Genomic DNA, 19,731 nt, shown 5'->3' with positions numbered 1-19,731 from the left:
GTTCGCCGATTTTCGCGGCAGGCGATGGCGCCGTTGTATCGACGACACACGTAAATTATTTTTTACGGTTTCCAAGGAAACGGCGCCGCACCGCCGGCCCCGTTTCCTTGGCGGCTCCTTTGAGAAAAAGACCCAAGCGGGATCCCATTACATGAAATCCAACGAAACCCCTGCGGCCGAACCGGCCGCGACGCCGGCCAAACCGCACCGCTGGCGCTGGCTGCGTCGTCTGGTACTGGCCGTGCTCGTGCTGCTGGTAGCAGCGGCCGGCGTGCTCGCCTGGGTCGTGCCGGGCAAGGTACGCGAGGCGGCGCACGACTGGGCGCACGGCATCGGCCGCGAGCTCTCCATCGGCCAGCTCGACATCAACCCGCTGACGATGACCGCGAGGCTGTCCGACGTGAAGTTGGCCGAAGGCAACGGCCAGCCGCTGTTCGCCGCGCGCGAGGTGCTGCTCAATGCCACGCCGCGCTCGCTGCTGCTCGGCCGCTGGCACGCCGCCGAATTCCGCCTGGTCGAGCCGAAGGTGGCGGTGGTGCGCGACAAGGCCGGGGTGTGGAACTGGACGCGCTTCATCCACGACGCGAGTGGCCCCAAGAAGCCCGAGCCCAAGGAGGCCAACAAGGAGCTGCCGAAGGTCATCGTCGACCTGATCGACATCCAGAAGGGCGAGGTCAGCTACCGCGACGAGCTGGCCGCGCCGGGCGTGGTGAACACGCTGCGCCCGGTCGACTTCAAGCTGACCAATCTGACGACGTTGCCGGACAACGGCGACTACCAGCTCGCCGCCGAGCTGATGGACGGTGCCAAGCTCAACTGGCGGGGTGAGTTGCGCCTGCAGCCGTTGACCTCCAAGGGCAAGCTGTCGCTCGACGGCCTGCAGATGGGCACGGTGTGGCCGTTCGCCAAGCCGTTCCTCACGCTGTCGGCGCCGCCGAAGGGGCGGGTGTCGGCGACCGCCAGCTACGACTTCTCGCTCGTCGGCTCCACACCCGAGCTGAAGATCGCGCCGTTCGCCGCGAAGCTTAAGCAGCTCGAGCTGTCCGCCCTGCAGACCCGCGAGCCGCTGACCCTGGCAGAGCTGGCGGTGAACGGCGGGCGCTTCGATTTGGCGAAAGAGACCGTCGACATCGACCAGGTGCATCTGGCCAATGCGCGGCTGAACGCGCGCCGCACCCAGGGTGGGCTGATCGACTGGCTGGCGGCGTTGCCGAAGCAGGAGAACACCAAGCCGTCGCCGCCGTCGCCGTGGCGGGTGAAGGTGAAGTCGCTGCAGCTGACTGGGCTGAGCGGCGAAGTCATCGACGAGGGCTTCGCCACCCCGCTGACGGCGAAGTACACCATCGACAAGGTCGAGGCCGGCTTCGCGATGGCGCCGGACAGCGGCTGGCAGCTGGGCGGCCTGACGGTGGCACTGTCGAACGTGGCGTTGTCGTCCGGCAACGGCGCGCCGCTCGCCACCGTGCGCCGCGTCGAACTGGCGTCGAGCGAGGTGCAGTCGGGCAAGCACGCGGTGAAGCTCGGCAAGGTGTCGGTGAATGGCGTGCAGACGTCGGTCGAGCGCGACCGTGCCGGCAAGATCAACTGGCTGCAGGCCCTGAGCCCGGTCGGCGGCGCGGCCAAGCCGGCGCCGACCAAGTCGGCCGAACCGGGCTGGAAGGTCAGCCCGCCGCCGCTGACGCTCAGCGACAGCCAGGTGAGTTGGCGCGACGCCAGCCTGGCGCGGCCGGTGACGCTGACGCTGCAGGACCTCGGCGGCGAGCTGACCGCGCAGGACAACGGCGGGGTGGCCGGCCGGCTCGCCGGCAAGTTGGGGAGCGGCCAGCTCGGCGTCGACGTGACCCTGCCGGAGAACGGCGACGACCGCTACGTGATCCGCGCCAACGCGCTACCGCTGGTGCCGCTGGCACCGTATCTCGTCAGCGGTACACCGTTGCGGCTGACGAGCGGCACCGCTTCGGCCAACCTCGACGTGAGCCAGGGCAAGAGCGGGATCAGCGCCACCGGCGATGCGCGGATCAACCGGCTGGTGGTGTTCGAGCCGGGCCGCAGCGAGCCGCTGATCGCCTGGCGCGAGATGGCTGCGCTGGGGCTGACCGTCAACGCCGGCAAGACCATCAATGCGAACATCCGCGAGCTGCGCCTGATCGAGCCGCACGCGCGGCTGATCCTCAACCCGCAGCGTCAGCTCAACGTGGTGACCTTGTTCAGCAAGCCGGGACCTCCGGTGAGCAAGGCGGCCCCGGCCGGCCCGACCCCGGTGGTCGACGTGCGCTCGGTGACGGTGAAGAACGGTGAGTTGGACTTCGCCGACCTGTCGATGCAGCCGCAGTTCGGCACCCGCGTGCACAACCTGAAGGGCACGGTGCAGGGGCTGTCGACTCGGCCGGGCCGGCGCGGCACCGTCACGCTCGACGGCGACGTCGACAAGTACGGCGACCTGCGCGTGCGCGGCGTGCTGGCGCCGCTGGCGGTCACCGACGACACCGACATCAGCATGCGCTTCCGCAATATCCAGATGGGCGGCCTTAACCCGTACACCACCACCTTCGCCGGCTGGCAGGTGAAGGACGGTCGGCTGTCGGTCGACCTGCGCTACAAGCTGGTCAACCGTCAGCTGGACGGCCAGAACCAGGTGGTGATCAACACCATCGTGCTCGGCGACGAGGTGCCCAACTATCAGGGCACCCGCCTGCCGTTGAAGCTGGCGGTGGCGTTGCTCGAGGACAGCGACGGCCGCATCGACCTGAACCTGCCGGTGAAGGGCAACCTCGACGATCCTCAGTTCAGCTACGGCCACCTGATCTGGCAGGCGTTCACCAATGTGATCAAGAAGGTCGTCACCGCGCCGTTCCGCGCGCTCGGCGCCTTGTTCGGCAGCGAGGGCTTCGACGCAGTGTACTTCGTGCCTGGCGAGGCGACGGTGCAGCCGCCGGAGCGCGAGAAGCTCGACAAGATCGCCCAGGTGCTCGCCAAGCGGCCGAGAGCCGCGATCGAGATCGCCGGCACCTACGACCCGGACTCCGAGCACAAGGCACTGGCGCGCGCGCGCATCGACAAGGCGATCTTCGCCAAGGCCGGCCGCAAGATCGCGCCGGACGACCCGCTGCCGATCCCTGACATGGAAGACCCGGACATCCAGTCGGCGGTGCGCAGCGTGTTCGGCCAACGTATCGGCTACGCCAAGCTTGCGCTCAGGATGGTCGGCGGCGAGGGCGGCGCGGCGCGCTACCGCGCGCTGCACAAGGAAATGATCGACGCCGAGAAGATCGACGACGCGTCGCTGAAGGCGCTGGCCGATGCGCGCGCCAAGGCGGCACAGGCGGCCTTGATTCAGGCCAACAAGACGCTGGCGCCACGACTGACGCTGGGCGCGCCGCACGCCGACAAGGCCGGCCAGGATGGCGTGCCGCTGGGCCTGAAGATGACCCCCGTCGCGGTACCGACGACGGCTGCCGCCAGCGCCCCGGCGGCGGCCGCACATTGATGGACATCAACAGTGAGAAAAGCCAATATATAGTGTAGCGACCGGCTTTTGATGCGGACATATTGTTGGGGATATCCAATCGATCGTCAGGCCGGCCAAGCCCCGGAAAGGGCCGGCGGCCGGGGATTCTCACCGTCTTTTGACCAGACAAGGAGGCGTGCGTGAAACAGGAAAACATGGCGGCAATGACCGAGCAGGACATCTCGCGGGAGGTGCTGCTGGAGAAATACGCCAAGGGCGGCGAACAGACCGTGTCGGAAGTGCGACAGCGCGTCGCGCGCGCGCTCGCCGCGCTGGAGGCCGACCCGGCTCGCTTCGAGCCCCTGTTTTACGACGCGTTGGAAAACGGCTTCATCCCCGGCGGCCGGATCAACTCGGCGGCCGGCACCGAGCTGCGCGCCACCCTGATCAACTGCTTCGTGCAGCCGGTCGGCGACTCGGTCAGCGAGCCCGAAGGCGGCAAGGTCGGCATCTACGAGGCGCTGCTGCAGGCGGCCGAGACGATGCGCCGCGGCGGCGGCGTCGGCTACAACTTCAGCCGCATCCGCCCGAAGGGCGCGCGGGTCAAGGGCACCGACAGCCGCGCGTCCGGCCCGGTGTCGTATATGCGCGTGTTCGACCGCAGCTGCGAGACGGTCGAGTCGGCCGGCGCGCGTCGCGGCGCGCAGATGGGCGTGCTCAACGTCAGCCACCCGGACGTGGAGGACTTCATCCACGCCAAGGACCAGGGCGACCTGCAGAACTTCAACATCTCGGTCGGCGTGTCCGATGAATTCATGCAGGCGGTGGTCGACGACGCCGACTGGCCGCTGACCCACCATGTCGAGCCGGCGACCGAGGCGTTCGCCGGCAGCTTCCAACGTGACGACGGCCTGTGGGTGTACCGCACCGTGCGCGCCCGCGCGCTGTGGCAGCAGATCATGGCGTCGACCTATGACCACGCCGAGCCGGGCGTGCTGTTCGTCTCCAAGATCAACCGCGACAACAACCTGTCGTACTGCGAGGCGATCGAGTCGACCAACCCGTGCGGCGAGCAGCCGCTGCCCGACTACGGCTGCTGCGACCTCGGTTCGGTCAACCTGACCCGCTTCATCCGCCAGCCGTTCACCGACAAGGCGAGCTTCGACTTCAAGGCCTTCGACAAGGTGGTGCGCGCGTCGATCCGCATGCTCGACAACGTGCTCGACCTGACCGTCTGGCCGCTGAAGGAGCAGGAGAACGAGGCGATGAACAAGCGCCGCGTCGGCCTAGGCTTCACCGGCCTCGGCGACGTGCTGATCATGCTCAAGACCCGCTACGACAGCGAGGCCGGCCGCCGCTTCGCCGCCAAGGTGTCCGAGGCGATGCGCGACTCGTCGTACGACGCGTCGGTCGATCTCGCGATCGAGAAGGGCGCGTTCCCGCTGTTCGACGCAGATAAGTACCTGGCCGAACCGCACTGCGCCAGCCGCCTGCCCGAAGCGATCAAGGCGCGGATCCGCCAGCATGGCATCCGCAACTCGCATCTGTTGTCGATCGCGCCGACCGGCACGATTTCGCTCGCGTTCGCCGACAACGCCAGCAACGGCATCGAGCCGCCGTTCTCGTGGTTCTACACCCGCAAGAAGCGGATGGCCGACGGCTCGCAGCAGGAATACCGCGTCGAGGATCACGCCTACCGGCTGTACCGCCTGCAGGGCGGCGACGTCGACGATCTGCCGGACTACTTCGTGTCGGCGCTGGAGATGAGCGCGCTCGACCACATGCAGATGGTCGCCGCAGTCGCGCCGTACGTCGACACCGCGATCTCCAAGACGGTCAACGTACCGGCCGACTACCCGTTCGAGGACTTCGAGAGCCTGTACCTGGAGGCGTGGAAGGCCGGGCTGAAGGGCATCACCACCTACCGGCCGAACACGGTGCTCGGCTCGGTGCTGTCGGTCGAGCCGGCCGTCGTCGCGCCGCAGGACCTGGCGGCGAGCCAGGCCGACCCGGATAGGCGCATCACGCTGAACACCGCGCCGAGCCCGGCACTGGCCAGCCTGAAGTGGCCGCACCGGCCGAAGCTGAAGGATGGCAACCCGTCGTGGACGTATATGGTCGAGCACGAGAGCGGCGACTTCGCGGTGGTGGTCGGCCACGTCGAAAACGGCCGCACCCACCCGTTCGAGTGCTGGGTGAACGGCAGCGAAGCGACCCGCGGCCTCGGCGCGATCGCCAAGACGCTGTCGATGGACATGCGCTGCCGCGACCGCGCCTGGCTCGCCGCCAAGCTCGACGCGCTGTCGCGCACCGTCGGCGACAAGCACTACCGTATGGAGATCGGCGCGACCACGCTGTTCGCCAGCAGCGCCGCCGCCGCGCTCGGCCAGGTGGTGCGCTACCGGGTCGAGCAGCTGGGGGCCCTTTCGGCCAACGGCGACGACCCGTCGCCGGTGATGGACGCGCTGTTCGCGCGCAAGGAACCGAAGTCCGGCACCGACGGCACGATGAGCTGGTCGGCCGACGTGTCCAACCCGCAGACCGGCGACGACTTCGTGCTGTTCGTGAAGGAGCTGGTGTTGCCGAACGGCCAGCGCCGCCCGTACTCGATCTGGATGGCCGGCAGCTACCCGCGCGAACTCGACGGCCTGTGCAAGATGCTCAGCCTCGACATGCGCGTGATCGACCCGGCGTGGATCGGCATGAAGCTGCGCAAGCTCTTGACCTACGCCGAGCCGCAGGGCGACTTCTTCGCCCGGGTGCCGGGCAGCGACAAGTCGATGAGCTGGCCGTCCACCGTCGCCTATATGGCGCGGCTGGTGATCCACCGCTACGCGATGCTCGGCCTCCTCACCGAGGAGGGCTTCCCGGTCGAGGAAATGGGCGTGATGGTGCCGGAGCAGGGCGACCTGTTCGAGGCGGCCAGCGTCAGCGCGGTCAAGCCGGTCGCCGGCAAGCCGTGCCCGGAATGCGGCCACCACGCGCTGATCAAGAAGGACGGCTGCGAGTTCTGCACCGCCTGCGGCCACGTGGGGGCGTGCGGGTGAGGTTGGCCGAAAGCCGGGCAGGGGGACGGCATAACGCCGGATTCGGCCCCCTAATGCGGGCCTGAAGGACGGTAAAAGCCGGACGATCACCATGGAGCAACGGTGCGAAGGCAAGCAAAAGCCCCGAGATCGCAGGATCTCGGGGCTTCTGCGTGCTGATCTGACGGACTCCCATTCCCCACCCTTTTTCACTAGAGAGAACTCGCGGGTCTTCACGGAGTGGATAGACATGTCTGCTCAGGCCAAAAACAGCCGCCCGTTCGGTCGCGTAACCCCTGAAAGCGACAGCCTTGTCAGTTCCGGGATGCACAACGTCATGGCAGAGCGCCGCGACTATATTGACGTATTCACCGGGCTGTAATCGGTGCCTAGCCATGGCCCTGGAGGGCAACGATGTCTTTCGATTTCGACTTATTCGTGATCGGCGCGGGGTCCGGCGGCGTGCGTGCCGCGCGTTTCGCCGCCGGTTTCGGTGCCCGCGTGGCGGTGGCCGAGAGCCGCTATCTGGGGGGCACCTGCGTCAATGTCGGCTGCGTGCCCAAGAAGCTGCTGGTCTACGGGGCGCATTTCAACGACGACTTCGAGCAGGCCTCCGGTTTCGGCTGGGCGGCCGGTCAGCCGAAGTTTGACTGGCCCACCCTGATCGCCAACAAGAACTGGGAAATTCATCGCCTCAACGGCATCTACCGCAACCTGCTGGTGAATAGCGGCGTGACCCTGCTGGAAGGACACGCCAGGCTCTGCGATGCGCATACCGTGGAGGTCGACGGGCAGCGTTTTCGCGCCGCGCACATCCTGCTGGCCACCGGCAGCTGGCCGCAGGTGCCGGACATCCCGGGCAAGGAACTGGCGATCACCTCCAACGAGGCGTTTTTCCTCAAGGAGCTGCCCCGCCGCGTGCTGGTGGTCGGCGGCGGCTACATCGCCGTCGAATTCGCCTCGATCTTCCATGGACTGGGCGCGCAGACGACCCAGCTGTACCGTCGGGAGCTGTTCCTGCGCGGCTTCGACCGTAGCGTGCGAGAACATCTGCGTGAGGAGCTGCTGAAGAAGGGCCTGGACTTGCAGTTCAACGCCGACATCGCCCGCCTCGACAAGCAGGCTGACGGCAGCCTGGCGGCCACGCTGAAGGATGGCCGCGTGTTGGAAGCCGACTGTGTGTTCTACGCCACCGGGCGCCGGCCCATGCTGGACAAGCTGGGCCTGGAGAACACCGCCGTCGAACTGGATGAGCACGGCTTCATCAAGGTGGATGACGAATACCGCACTACCGAGCCGTCGATCCTCGCCCTCGGCGATGTGATCGGCCGGGTGCAGCTCACCCCGGTGGCGCTGGCCGAAGGCATGGCGGTGGCTCGCCGGCTGTTCCGCCCGGAAGAATACCGTCCGCTGGATTACGCGCTGATTCCCACCGCCGTGTTCAGCCTGCCGAACATCGGCACGGTCGGCCTCTCCGAGGAGGGAGCGCTCAGCGCCGGGCACAGGGTCAAGGTGTTTGAAAGCCGCTTCCGCCCGATGAAGCTGGCCCTGACCGAATCCCAGGAGAAGACCCTGATCAAATTGGTGGTGGACGCCGACACCGACAAGGTGCTCGGCTGTCACATGGTCGGCCCCGATGCGGGGGAGATCCTGCAGGGCATCGCCGTGGCCTTGAAAGCGGGCGCCACCAAGGCGGTGTTCGACGACACCCTCGGTATCCATCCCACCGCGGCGGAAGAGTTCGTCACTTTGAGGGCACCCGTCGACAGGTGAATCTCGGCCCAGTCGGCAAGCTGACCACCGAACCCGGACTCCCCGCCGGCTTCAGGTCGATTCCGAACCGCAGCACGAGGGTTGGTGCCGACGCGTTCAGGGGCACGGTGGGCATGAGCGCTAACGATGCGTTGGCTCTGCTCCGCCAAGTGTCGCCTGTCGATGACAGCGGTCAAGGCAAGGTCGGATTAAACGGGTATCGTTCAATAACGGCGCCTCTGGTGACAATGGCTGTTCGCTCCGGCACTTCCTCCCATACGCCGGGGAGGTCCACTAGCGGTTCGGACAGCACCAGATAGGCATCATCTCCGACCGCCTCGATGCGGGCGTCGTCGGGGTAAAGTTCGCGCAAGTGACGGAAAGAGGTGCTGTGAAACAGCGACCGCGACTGCGTCTCGCTGGAATAACGCACGGCGACGATCTGCTCGCCGTCTGTCGCACAGACGGTCATGTTCAGGGGCTGCGCGACGTTGCGACGCCGGCCGGTCTCCTCGACAACGGCCGCCATCCGTTCCAGCGCTTTCACCGGCTCGTGTTCGAGTCCGAACGTCAGCGCGAGAAAAAACATCACTTCCGAGTCAGTGGAACCTTCGATCGAAGAAAACAGCTCCGGGTCGACGGCGATCATCAAGTCGCGTCTGATGGTGTGATAGTCCCGCACCAGGCCGTTATGAACGAACAGCCAGCGTCCGTAGCGAAACGGATGGCAATTCGTTTCCTGTGCCGGCGTGTCTGTCGCCGCACGAATATGGGCCAGAAACAGCGGCGCTTTGACGGCTCGGGCCGCTTCGCGCAGGTTTCTGTCGCTCCAGGCGGGTTGCACGCTGCGAAACCGAAACGGGATATCCGTCGACGCCCCATACCAACCTATGCCGAAACCGTCGCCGTTGGTTGTCGTGTGTCCCATTCGCGAATGCAGACTCTGATCGATCAGCGAGTGTTCGGCCCGGAACAGGACCGCTTCGAGTTGAATGGGATTTCCCGTGTAAGCAAGCCAACGACACATGATCCGCCTCCTGATATGCGCGCTTTCGCCGGCGTGACAAAGCGGATGCCATGCTCTGCGGGCGTCAGTGCGACCCGCGTATCGCGACACACCGCGATGCGCGGCCTTGATCCCGCTGCCCGCATGCGCACTCACCGCTTGAAACACACGCCGCATCGGGATGGATCTGATGGATCTGCAATCCCGAGCACGTCGACCGCCAGCGAACTGCTCTCCACGAACCCTTGCTGCGCGCAGCGCTGGTGCCAGCGCGACCGGCGAGTCGGTGTGGTAACCGCCACCGTGATCTGCTTTGATTTTCTAGACAGGGTTCAGCGTTAGTCTTCGGCGTAAGCCGGCCCAATCGGATGCCCTCCGAAGGGCCGACTGGCGGGCATAGGCGGCCGCTGCCTGATTGCCCAAGGCCCTGTGAGGTCGACTCTCATTGTAGTCCTGCCGCCACGCCTCGATGAGTTGCCTGGCCTCGGCCAATGAGGCGGACCCGTGCAGGTTCAGGCATTCATCCCGGAACGAGCCATGCTGATTCAGCGTCGACACGGCATGCTCCGCGCCCAGACGATGGCCGGTGACTCCCGCTGAACCGATCCACCACGGTCAGCCGTTGGCCATTTTCTCGTGGCTGAAAAGGGGCCGGGCTGTGTGGAAACCATTTGGGCGCTGTGCTCAGTTGCACATCGTTGAGGTGAAGTAGCCAACATTGCTGTTGAGGCTGCTTACCCGATCCAGAAGGCGTCCAACTTAGCCATTGATCCAGATGCTCCAAGCGGCGTGATTCGAGCATTGGGGCGCGCAAGAGGGTACCCCCTCAGGCCATCATCGCTTCTACCGCTCCTGCAACACCCAGCAGCGCAATCAATCGCTTGAGGTTGTAGGCAAGCACGTGAAGGCTCATCTCCGTACTCACCCGCGCGAGCGTCTTCGTCAAGAAGTGCGTCGACCCCATCCAGGACTTGATCGTGCCGAACGGGTGCTCAACCGTCTGCCGTCGTAGGCGCATCTTGTCAGGTTCACGATCCAGTCGCCGCTGCATCTGATCAAGCACAGCCTCGTGCTCCCAGCGTTTGACACGCCGTTCGGTGCCGGTGGTGCATTGCTCCTTCATAGGACAGGTCTGGCAGACCGAGCACCAGTAGCCGTGCAGCAGCATGCCATGCTCAATGGTTGAGTAGTGCTTGATCAGCCGCTGTCCTGCCGGGCAGCGGAACTCGTCAACGTTGGCCAGGTAGATGAAGTCCTGCTTGCCGAAACGTCCCTCAGCCTTGCTGCCTGAGGTCAGTGGCTTGGGCACGTAGGCGGTAATGCCGGCCTGCTCACAGGCCAGGATCTCTTCGCCCTTGAAGTAACCACGGTCCGCAACGACGGTAAGCTCTTCGATCCCTGTGGCATCGCGCGCTTGCTGCGCCATCGTGAATAGCTGACTACGATCATTGCCAACATTGGTTACCTCGTGCGCGACGATCAGATGGTGCTTGTGGTCGACTGCAGTCTGCACGTTGTAACCAACGAGGCCGGTGCCACGGCCACTGGTGGCCATGGAACGTGCATCCGGATCGGTCAGGGAGACTTGGCCATCCGGCGCGTCACGCAGCCGCGTCTCCATCTCCTTGAGCGCTTGCATCTGCTGCTTCAGGATTTCGATCTTGTCCTTGAGCCGAACTGTCTTGGCTTCAGCCACCTCAGGCTGGGTACGATCGGCGGTGTCCATCGCCGCCAGATAGCGGTCGATGCTTTGCTCGATTTGCTCCATGCGCGCCCGGAGCTTGCCGCTGGTGAAGTTGCGGTCGCGGTTGTTCACCGCCTTGAACTTGCTGCCGTCGATGGCCACGATGGCCTGCGAGAACAGATCGAGCTGGCGACACAGGACCACGAACTGACGACACACGTTGCGGATTGCCGGGCCGTTGTCACGGCGGAAGTCGGCAATGGTCTTGAAGTCCGGCGTCAGGCGGCCGGTGAGCCACATCAGTTCGACGTTGCGCTGGCTCTCGCGTTCCAGCCGCCGGCTGGACTGGAGGCGGTTGAGGTAGCCATAGAGGTAAATCTTTAGCAGCACCGACGGGTGATACGACGGTCGCCCCGTCGCCGCAGGCGCAACCCCTGTGAAGCCAAGGGGGCCCAGCTCGAGCCCTTCGACGAAGACCTCGACGACACGAACCGGATTATCTTCGGCAACGTAGTCATCCAAGCACTCAGGTAGCAAGGTGATCTGCGTTCGATCTTCGCCTTCGATAAAGCGTTTCATGCCGTGGCCCTGCTTACCCCGATGGCATCAGTGTAGTCAGCGATCGCGTTTCCACACAGCCTGGGGCGTAAGCGGCCATTGACGGATGGACACCCGCAGCGAGGGTTATCCTATAAATATTGCGACCGTCGATAAGAAACCGAGCCATGAGCCACAAACACCAGAGTCTCCTGTACACGATTTTCCAGGACCCATTGAGCAGCAACATCCACTGGCGCGAGGTCGAATCGTTGCTGCATCACCTCGGCGCAACGGTCGAACCGACCCAGGGCGCCCGTTTCCGTGTCGTGTTGAATCAACGCGAGTTCTATGTACACCATCCGCACCACAGTAACGTGTGCACCAAACAGGAAATCAAGCACCTCCGAGAGTGTCTCGCCGTCGCTGGAGTGACCCCGTCGAGCTACGACGAGAAGAACGGATGAGGACTCGTCTGCTTGCAAGCAAGGCTCGGCGAGGTTGGCGGCTGAAAGGGGTGTGCGGTGCATCATTCCCGCAACGGTTACAATAAAATGTGAGGTGGGAAGGCATCGCCCTTCGCCAGCAGATTCGCCCCTTCCGTGCGCTCGGTCCCGACGATGCACGTTCCCACGTTCCTTAGCCGAATGGAGGTGTTCCATGGCAACGTACGTGATTCTCAGCCGTTTTTCCCCCGACGCATTCCGAGATCCAAACGACTTCAAACAACTGGCCGCCACCGTGGCGGAAAAGATCAGGAGCGAATGCCCCGAGGTCACTTGGAAGGAAAGTTACGCCACGCTCGGGCGGTTCGATGTGGTCGATATCGTGGAGGCGGGTGACGTCAAGCAGGTCGAGAAAGCGGCCATGCTCATCCGCGCTTACGGGCATTCGACGACCGAAACCCTGCCAGGCACACCATGGAAGGAGTTTCTGGCTACCTTGTAGTAGGCAGTGATCCGTCTTCCACAACACGGTAGCGGCGCTTGAGGGAGGGGGCATGTCGTGCCCCCGCTTGGAGCGCAAGAAGTACGCCGGAGCACCAACCGTGATCGCCTTCCACGGCAGGGCCGGACCCCTACCCCGTATCCTGAGGCGACGCCGGGTGAAACCCGGCGTCCGACCCTTGCCGCCGGCGTATTCCGATCAAAATCGCCGGTGATTCCCGAGCCAAACCCACCCGCCTTTCCAATCGAAATCCGCCACTCGGTACGATACCGCGCGTCGCCAACTGTCTCGGATCGGCCGAATGCCGGGGCGCCTTGGGCGCTAATCCCTCAACCGGCTGCACTATTGTGAATGCATCATCCCCGTGCATCGATTTGACTAGTGAATCCGGTTCCCTTCTTCCATCCGGCGGTGGCGCAGTGGTTCGTCGATACCTTCGCCACCCCCACCGCAGCGCAGGCCCAGGCCTGGCCGCAAATCCAGTCCGGCCGGCATGTGCTGATCGCCGCGCCGACCGGTTCCGGCAAGACGCTGGCGGCCTTCCTCGCGGCGATCGATATGCTGGTGCGGGAGGGGCTGAGCGGCGGGCTGCCGGATGAAACCCAGATCGTCTACGTCTCGCCGCTCAAGGCGCTGTCCAACGACATCCAGCGCAACCTGGAGGCGCCGCTCGCCGGCATCCGCGACGAGTTGAAGGCACTGGGGCTGCCCGATGTGGACATCCGCACGCTGGTGCGCACCGGCGACACGCCGCAGGCGGAACGCGAGCGCATGCGCCGCCGCCCGCCGCACATCGTGGTCACCACGCCGGAGTCGCTCTATGTGCTGCTCGGCTCCGAATCCGGCCGCAAGATGCTGGCGACCACCCGCACCGTGATTGTCGACGAGATCCATGCGCTGGCGCCGAACAAGCGCGGCTCGCACCTTGCGCTGTCGCTCGAACGGCTGGCGGCGCTGACCGGCGACCGGCTGGTGCGGGTCGGCCTGTCGGCGACGCAGAAGCCGATCGCCGAGGTGGCGCGCTTCCTGGTCGGCCCGGACGCCGACTGCACCGTCATCGACACCGGCCATGTGCGCGAGCGCGACCTCGCGCTCGAGGTGCCGGCCTCGCCGCTCGAGGCGGTGATGTCGAACGAGGTGTGGGAACAGAGCTATGGGCGGCTCGCCGAGCTGATCCTGCTTCATCGCACCACGCTGATCTTCGTCAATACGCGTAGGTTGGCCGAACGGGTGACGCGCCACCTGTCCGACCGCCTCGGCGAGACCGAGGTGGCCGCGCACCACGGCAGCCTCGCGAAGGAGGCGCGGCTCAATGCCGAACAGCGGCTCAAGCGCGGCGAACTGCGCGCGCTGGTCGCGACCGCCTCGCTCGAGCTCGGCATCGACATCGGCGACGTCGATCTGGTGTGCCAGCTCGGCTCGCCGCGCTCGATCGCGGCCTTTTTACAAAGAGTAGGCCGCTCCGGCCATGCGGTCAGCGGCACGCCGAAGGGCAGGCTGTTTCCGCTGTCGCGCGATGATTTAGTGGAATGTACGGCGCTGCTCGACAGCGTGCACCGCGGCGAGCTGGATAGACTAACCATCCCGCCTCAGCCGCTCGACGTGCTGGCGCAGCAGATCGTCGCCGAGGTCACCGCGCGCGACTGGGGCGAGGACGAGCTGTATCAACGCCTGCGCCGCGCGTGGCCATACCGCGCGCTGGCGCGCGACGATTTCGCCGCCGTGCTCGCGATGTTGGCCGAAGGCTACAGCACCCGGCGTGGCCGCCACGGTGCGCTGATCCACCACGACACAATCAACAAGCTGCTGCACGGCCGGCGCGGCGCCAGGCTGACCGCGCTCACCAGCGGCGGCACCATCCCGGACAACGCCGACTACCAGGTGGTGCTGGAGCCGGAGAACCAGTTCATCGGCACCGTGAACGAGGACTTCGCGGTCGAGAGCACCGCCGGCGACATCTTCCAGCTCGGCAACAACTCGTACCGCATCCTGCGCATCGAGCGCGGCACGGTGCGGGTCGAAGACGCACACGGCCTGCCGCCCTCGATTCCGTTCTGGTTCGGCGAGGCACCCGGCCGCAGCGACGAGCTGTCGCTATCGGTCGCGCGGCTGCGCGCCGAGATCGCCGCGCGGCTCGAGCAAGATCCGGCCGGGGAGGGCGCGTTGCGCTGGTTGGCCGACGAGATCGGCGTCGCCGAGCCGGCCGCGCGCCAATTGGTCGACTACCTGGCGGCGGCGCATGCGGCGCTCGGCGGCCTGCCGACGCTGGATATCCTGATATTTGAACGCTTCTTCGATGCGATCGGCGGCATGCAATTGGTGATCCATTCGCCGTACGGCAGCCGCATCAACCGCGCGTGGGGGCTCAGCTTGCGCAAGCGCTTCTGTCGCAAGTTCAACTTCGAGCTGCAGGCCGCCGCGACCGAGGACAACATCGTGCTGTCGCTGACCACAGCGCACAGCTTTGATCTCACCGAGGTGCAGAACTATCTCCATTCGGCCAACGCGCGGCTGGTGTTGATCCAGGCGCTGCTCGACGCGCCGATGTTCATCACGCGCTGGCGCTGGGTCGCGTCGGTCGCGCTCGCGCTGCCGCGTTTTCGCAGCGGCAAGAAGGTGCCGCCGCAGCTGATGCGGATGGACGCGGAGGATCTGATCGCGGCGATCTTTCCGGACCAGCTCGCCTGCGCCGAGAACCTGGTCGGCGAGCGCGAGATCCCGGACCACCCGCTGGTTCAGCAGACCCTCACCGATTGCCTGACCGACGCGATGGACATGGCCGGTTTCGAGCGGCTGCTGGCCGGCCTGGAATCGGGCGCTATCCGCGTCGTGACGCGCGACCTGACCGAGCCGTCGCCGCTGGCGCTTGAGGTGTTGACCGCCAAGCCCTACGCCTTCCTCGACGACGCGCCGCTGGAGGAGCGCCGCACCCAGGCGGTGATGAGCCGGCGCTGGCTGGACCCGGAAACCGCCGCCGACCTCGGGCGGCTCGATCCCGCCGCGATCGCGCGGGTCCGCGAGGAAGCCTGGCCGGACGCGGCCAACGCCGACGAGCTGCACGACGCGCTGGTCTGGCTGAGCTTTGTGACCGAGGCGGAAGTCGCGGCGCAGCCGAACTGGGGCGAGTGGCTCTCGGCGCTCGCCAAGCAACGGCGGGTGGCGCGGGTGCAAAACCGGGGCGCGATGCTGTGGATCGCCGTCGAGCGGCTGAGCCAGTTCCGGGCGCTGTGGCCGCAGCTCAAGCCGGTACCCATGATCGCCGCGCCGGAAAACGAGGCGACGCGGGACTGGTCGAGCGAAGCCGCCCTGGTCGAGATCGTACGCGGCCGGCTCGAAGGCCTCGGCCCGGTCACCTTGCAAGCGTGTGCCACGGCGCTCGGCGCTGAAGCGGGCGAAATAGAGTTCGCGCTCGCTGCGCTCGAGAACGAAGGCTTCGCGCTGCGCGGCCGCTTCAGCGACGACGCTCCAGAGGACGAATGGTGCGAACGGCGCCTCTTGGCGCGCATCCATCGCTACACGGTCAAGCAGCTGCGCGAACAGATCGAGCCGGTGGCGGCGCGCGATTTCCTGCGCTTCCTGTTCGACTGGCAACACGCCGCGCCCGATGCACGCATGGAGGGGCCGGACGCGGTGGCGGCGGTGGCCGCCCAGCTCGAAGGCTACGAGGCGCCGGCCGGCGCCTGGGAGACCGAGATCCTGCCCTTGCGCATCCCCGCCTACGAGCCGTCCTGGCTCGATGACCTGTGCCTGGCCGGGCGCCTCTCCTGGGCGCGCCTGACGCCGCGCACCGTTAACCCAGATAAGCCAAGCAAGGGCGCGGGGCCGATTCGCACCACGCCGATCACCCTGTTCGCCCGCCGCAACGCCCAGCTGTGGACGCTGCTCGCGGCCTCGCCAGAGCCGGTGCATCTCAGCGTACGCGCGCAAGCGGTGGCCGACTGCATCCGCCAGCACGGCGCCTCGTTCTTCGACGAACTGGTCGACGGCAGCCGACTGTTGGGCGTCCAGGTCGAAGAGGCGCTGGCCGAACTGGTGGCGGTGGGCTTAGTGAACTCCGACAGCTTCGGCGGCCTGCGCGCGCTCTTGGTGCCGTCCGACCGACGACGGCCCAGCGGCGGCCCCCGCCGACGACACCACCGCACCGCGATGTTCGGCATGGAAGACGCCGGGCGCTGGGCGCTGGCGCGCCGCGCCGGCGCTTCGGCCAACGAGACGGAAGCGCTCGAGCACGTCGCGCGCACGCTGCTGCGCCGCTACGGCGTGGTGTTCTGGCGCCTGCTCGAACGCGAGGCCGACTGGTTGCCGCCGTGGCGCGATCTGCTGCGCGTCTACCGCCGGCTCGAAGCGCGCGGCGAAATCCGCGGTGGCCGCTTCGTCGTCGGCTTTTCCGGCGAACAGTTCGCGCTGCCCGAGGCGGTCGGGCTGCTGCGCGAGGTCCGGCGCAAACCGCACACGGGCGCATGGCTGTCGCTGTCCGGCGCCGACCCGCTGAACCTGGTCGGCATCCTCACCCCGGGGGCTAAGCTCGCGGCGCTCACCGGCAACCGCGTGCTCTACCGCGACGGCCTGCCGATCGCCTTGTTCGCCGCCGGCGAGGTGCGCTTTCTCGAGACGCTGGAAGCGCAGGAGCAATGGAGCGCGCGCAACGCGCTGCTGCGCCGCCACGTGCCGCCGATGCTGGTCGATTTTTCCTGAAGCCTGCGGGCAGCCCGATCGATGTCTCAGGACGTCCTGAAGCGGGCTTTCAACCGCTCCCCGACTCTGGTGGGAGGTGATGTATATTGTTTATGATTGATGAATATTTGGCACTGGGATGCTAGGCAGCACAAGGCTTGGCAGTGACCATTGGGTCAGTAACGCAAAAATACGTCTTTTAGGACTTCTAATTCTATTTGTACGCCATAAAAATGGGGGGATAGTCATGCGATATGTTGCTCTACTTAGCGGCGTTCTTTTGGTCTCGGCATGCGCATCGGTACAGCCACTTGGCAGCAGCTCGGCGGCGCCATTGCAAAATTGCAATGCAAAGGTCTTTAGCTCCTTGGAGGCAGCCAAGGCGAATGGAGATATTGAGGAACTGTGCATGATCACAGGTACCAGTTCCGGCAGCTTCTCCCACACCGTGGCAACTGCAGTGCAAAAACACAAAGACAAAGCTTGTGAATGTGGGGAAAACAACGTTTACATACAGGCGCAGGATGCCGGCACCCTGGGTACAGCCTCTGTAACGCTAATCGGTTTTCGGTACAAAAAAGCCGGACAGTGAGCGTCGAGTTGAGGTGTTCAAATCGCCTTTATCAGCTGTAGTTTTTTAGAAGCGCGTCGAACAATGGGGGTTTCAACAGCCACCCAACAAGGCGTTCAAGCTGACATCTTTGCCGCCCTTCGGGCGTCAAAGCGGCGGCTTAACTTGGGCGTTAGGATTTACCAGCGCTACAGCGGCTTGGAGAAACATGCATGAAATTAGATAAACCTTTCATGAGGGCATCAGCCATCATATTTTGTGTTGGCACTTTTATTTTCCTGGTCGGTGTAACTCAGACAGGTTTGGAGTATTGGGTAACAACTAGATTAATAGGTATTGTGATAGAGCACATTACATTTTCCGATTTTAGTTACCCTACAATCATAGCTGGCTTCTATTTAGCGCTTCCCGGCTTTTTGTTCTCGTTTGCTTATCACAAGACAGTAGAGCCATTATTTAATTGGGTGCGAAATGGATAAACAAACTGCGCTTAATACTTCGTTCAACCTAGACTGGCTAACGCCGGCAGATTAATTCATTCATTATATTCTTGGAGCATTTATGAGCAACGAAGACCCAGTCTCTGAAACGGCAAAGGCTGTTCAAGAGGTCGCTAAGGCGACCGGGAAGGCTATTGACGCCGGCCAGAGGTTCGGCGGCTTCATATCGCGCTACATCGCTGGTTCCATTGAGCAGGGCATGGGAATATTTGAAGACAAACTCAAGTACATGCGATGGGAACGTCAGATTCGGCTGATGCAACGTGCGGAACAGCTCCTTCAGGAAGCTGGCTTGAGTAAGCCAACACGAGCAATTCCACTCAAGTTAGCCATTCCGCTGCTGGAAGCGGCTTCTTTGGAGGACGATGACTACCTACAGGACTTGTGGGCGCGGCTGCTTGTCAATGCAGCAAATGGGAATAGTCACGTGAGCTTGCAAAGAGCGTATATCGCTGTTCTAGAGCAACTCACACCATTCGAGGCGGTGATTCTCCAGAAGATCTATTCGCTCCCGTACGAAAGGACGCGTCATGATGGCGTTGTAGTGGCTAACTTGCCCGACTCAGTCGATATCGGGAAAGACGACGGAAAGGAGGATAGTCTTTCTGAGCCGTCAGAGGATGTAAGGCTTGCTCTTGCGAATCTTGCACGCCTTGGTTGCATTTCAATTCAGAAGTCGTGGGGTGGAGGGGAAATCTTTAAGGAGGTGAATCCAACGCTTCTTGGAAAGAGCTTTGTCGAGGCATGCACGCTTCAGGTCACGTGAACAAATCTAACCTTTCGTTCCAGCTGGCTGCCTACGGCAGCCGCTGAACTCCAACGTTAGGCGGCTTATAGTCATCGATCGAGCGCCAGGACAGAAAGGACGGCAGACCAAGTGAACGCAGCAGAAAAATCCGACAAGGATCTACCAGTGATTCTGTTCCAGAGCCATAAGGCTTGGGACGCTTGGCTGGTCGAGCATTCCGGCTCATCGCTAGGCCTATGGCTAAGGTTGGCCAAGAAATCAGCCAACCTTGTATCCCTTTCCTATCAGGAAGCCATCGACGTCGCGCTATGCCACGGATGGATAGACGGCCAGAAGAAAAGCTTCGACGAAGAATCTTGGTTACAGAAGTTCACACCGCGTGGACCAAAAAGCATCTGGTCCAAGATCAATCGAGAAAAAGCCCTAGCACTGATCGAGCAAGGACGAATGCAACCGTCCGGCCTCGCGGCAATCAGGCAAGCCAAGGAAAATGGGCGTTGGGATACCGCCTATGATTCACACAGCACGGCAACACCGCCAAGCGACTTTCAGGCAGCGCTGGAGCTAAGCCCCAGCGCGAAGGCCTTCTTTGCGACGTTGAATAGCCAAAACCGGTACGCCATTCTATTCAGAATACAAACCGCCAAGAAGGCGGACACCCGCCAAAAACGGATCACTCAGTTCATACTCATGCTTGAGAAGCATGAAAAATTGTACCCGTAGCCATCTTGCATCGCTGCGGGGTAAGAGTCGCTAACAAAACCCGAACGAAGCGGTCCAGCTCGCCGCGCTGCCGCAGACAGTACAAGTAGTACGGCAAGGCAGCGCAACAACGGT

General features: G+C 64.1%; 14 protein-coding genes. 11 read left to right on the top strand and 3 right to left on the bottom strand.

Annotated features, from left to right (window positions below; all coding sequences use genetic code 11):
• Window positions 1–151 precede the first annotated feature (151 nt).
• The 4 genes from ACZ2IA_RS16440 to gorA all read left to right on the top strand — a co-directional run bounded on the left by ACZ2IA_RS16440 (window position 152) and on the right by gorA (window position 8,247).
• Entirely contained in the window at window positions 152–3,487 is a 3,336-nt protein-coding gene (locus ACZ2IA_RS16440) for a DUF748 domain-containing protein (protein ID WP_470293676.1), read from the top strand.
• A gap of 161 nt (window positions 3,488–3,648) precedes the next feature.
• On the top strand, window positions 3,649–6,495 hold the full coding sequence (locus ACZ2IA_RS16435; protein WP_470293675.1) for an adenosylcobalamin-dependent ribonucleoside-diphosphate reductase: 2,847 nt from the start codon (window positions 3,649–3,651) through the stop codon (window positions 6,493–6,495).
• 229 nt (window positions 6,496–6,724) lie between these two features.
• Window positions 6,725–6,856, top strand: coding sequence for a hypothetical protein (locus ACZ2IA_RS16430; RefSeq protein WP_470293674.1), 132 nt, complete (start codon window positions 6,725–6,727; stop codon window positions 6,854–6,856).
• 32 nt (window positions 6,857–6,888) lie between these two features.
• A complete protein-coding gene (gorA, locus tag ACZ2IA_RS16425) occupies window positions 6,889–8,247 on the top strand; it encodes a glutathione-disulfide reductase (RefSeq protein ID WP_470293673.1) in 1,359 nt (452 codons plus the stop codon).
• A gap of 172 nt (window positions 8,248–8,419) precedes the next feature.
• Here the strand turns inward: gorA and ACZ2IA_RS16420 are convergent, their stop codons facing one another.
• The 3 genes from ACZ2IA_RS16420 to ACZ2IA_RS16410 all read right to left on the bottom strand — a co-directional run bounded on the left by ACZ2IA_RS16420 (window position 8,420) and on the right by ACZ2IA_RS16410 (window position 11,495).
• Window positions 8,420–9,253, bottom strand: coding sequence for a class II glutamine amidotransferase (locus ACZ2IA_RS16420; protein ID WP_470293672.1), 834 nt, complete (start codon window positions 9,251–9,253; stop codon window positions 8,420–8,422).
• 300 nt (window positions 9,254–9,553) lie between these two features.
• Window positions 9,554–9,790: an integrase core domain-containing protein gene (locus ACZ2IA_RS16415; protein ID WP_470293671.1), complete on the bottom strand. Its 237-nt coding sequence runs from the start codon at window positions 9,788–9,790 to the stop codon at window positions 9,554–9,556.
• A 268-nt stretch (window positions 9,791–10,058) separates the two neighbouring features.
• Window positions 10,059–11,495 (bottom strand): IS1182 family transposase, encoded by a 1,437-nt coding sequence (locus tag ACZ2IA_RS16410; protein ID WP_470293670.1) that lies wholly within the window; start codon window positions 11,493–11,495, stop codon window positions 10,059–10,061.
• 146 nt (window positions 11,496–11,641) lie between these two features.
• On the opposite strand from ACZ2IA_RS16410, the gene ACZ2IA_RS16405 reads away from it, so the two are divergent.
• From ACZ2IA_RS16405 to ACZ2IA_RS16375, 7 genes are all read left to right on the top strand, one after another.
• Window positions 11,642–11,920 carry a type II toxin-antitoxin system HicA family toxin gene (locus tag ACZ2IA_RS16405; RefSeq protein WP_470293669.1) on the top strand — a complete coding sequence of 93 codons (279 nt, stop codon included), beginning with the start codon at window positions 11,642–11,644 and terminating at the stop codon, window positions 11,918–11,920.
• A 193-nt stretch (window positions 11,921–12,113) separates the two neighbouring features.
• Window positions 12,114–12,401, top strand: a complete 288-nt coding sequence (locus tag ACZ2IA_RS16400) for a GYD domain-containing protein (RefSeq protein WP_470293668.1) — start codon at window positions 12,114–12,116, stop codon at window positions 12,399–12,401.
• 381 nt (window positions 12,402–12,782) lie between these two features.
• Window positions 12,783–17,096: a DEAD/DEAH box helicase gene (locus ACZ2IA_RS16395; protein WP_470293667.1), complete on the top strand. Its 4,314-nt coding sequence runs from the start codon at window positions 12,783–12,785 to the stop codon at window positions 17,094–17,096.
• Window positions 17,097–17,484: 388 nt separating this feature from the next.
• Complete coding sequence (locus ACZ2IA_RS16390) at window positions 17,485–17,667, top strand: hypothetical protein (RefSeq protein ID WP_470293666.1); 183 nt, start codon at window positions 17,485–17,487, stop codon at window positions 17,665–17,667.
• Between the two features lie 191 nt (window positions 17,668–17,858).
• A complete protein-coding gene (locus tag ACZ2IA_RS16385) occupies window positions 17,859–18,125 on the top strand; it encodes a hypothetical protein (protein ID WP_470293665.1) in 267 nt (88 codons plus the stop codon).
• 82 nt (window positions 18,126–18,207) lie between these two features.
• Window positions 18,208–18,912, top strand: coding sequence for an Abi-alpha family protein (locus ACZ2IA_RS16380; RefSeq protein WP_470293664.1), 705 nt, complete (start codon window positions 18,208–18,210; stop codon window positions 18,910–18,912).
• Between the two features lie 111 nt (window positions 18,913–19,023).
• Window positions 19,024–19,617 carry a YdeI/OmpD-associated family protein gene (locus tag ACZ2IA_RS16375; RefSeq protein ID WP_470293663.1) on the top strand — a complete coding sequence of 198 codons (594 nt, stop codon included), beginning with the start codon at window positions 19,024–19,026 and terminating at the stop codon, window positions 19,615–19,617.
• Window positions 19,618–19,731: the final 114 nt, after the last annotated feature.

The organism is Crenobacter sp. CS_VA4, assembly GCF_055597485.1.
The sequence above is the reverse complement of the archived record's forward strand: the minus strand, read 5'-3'. Positions and strand labels throughout refer to the sequence as shown.

Bases quoted from the DNA above. Each gene is read 5' to 3' on its own strand.
- ACZ2IA_RS16440 (WP_470293676.1), top strand. From the start codon at position 152: ATGAAATCCAACGAAACCCCTGCGGCCGAACCGGCCGCGACGCCGGCC.
- ACZ2IA_RS16420 (WP_470293672.1), bottom strand. From the start codon at position 9,253: ATGTGTCGTTGGCTTGCTTACACGGGAAATCCCATTCAACTCGAAGCG.
- ACZ2IA_RS16390 (WP_470293666.1), top strand. From the start codon at position 17,485: ATGATCACAGGTACCAGTTCCGGCAGCTTCTCCCACACCGTGGCAACT.
- ACZ2IA_RS16410 (WP_470293670.1), bottom strand. From the start codon at position 11,495: ATGAAACGCTTTATCGAAGGCGAAGATCGAACGCAGATCACCTTGCTA.
- ACZ2IA_RS16385 (WP_470293665.1), top strand. From the start codon at position 17,859: ATGAAATTAGATAAACCTTTCATGAGGGCATCAGCCATCATATTTTGT.
- gorA (WP_470293673.1), top strand. From the start codon at position 6,889: ATGTCTTTCGATTTCGACTTATTCGTGATCGGCGCGGGGTCCGGCGGC.
- ACZ2IA_RS16405 (WP_470293669.1), top strand. From the start codon at position 11,642: ATGAGCCACAAACACCAGAGTCTCCTGTACACGATTTTCCAGGACCCA.
- ACZ2IA_RS16400 (WP_470293668.1), top strand. From the start codon at position 12,114: ATGGCAACGTACGTGATTCTCAGCCGTTTTTCCCCCGACGCATTCCGA.
- ACZ2IA_RS16430 (WP_470293674.1), top strand. From the start codon at position 6,725: ATGTCTGCTCAGGCCAAAAACAGCCGCCCGTTCGGTCGCGTAACCCCT.
- ACZ2IA_RS16380 (WP_470293664.1), top strand. From the start codon at position 18,208: ATGAGCAACGAAGACCCAGTCTCTGAAACGGCAAAGGCTGTTCAAGAG.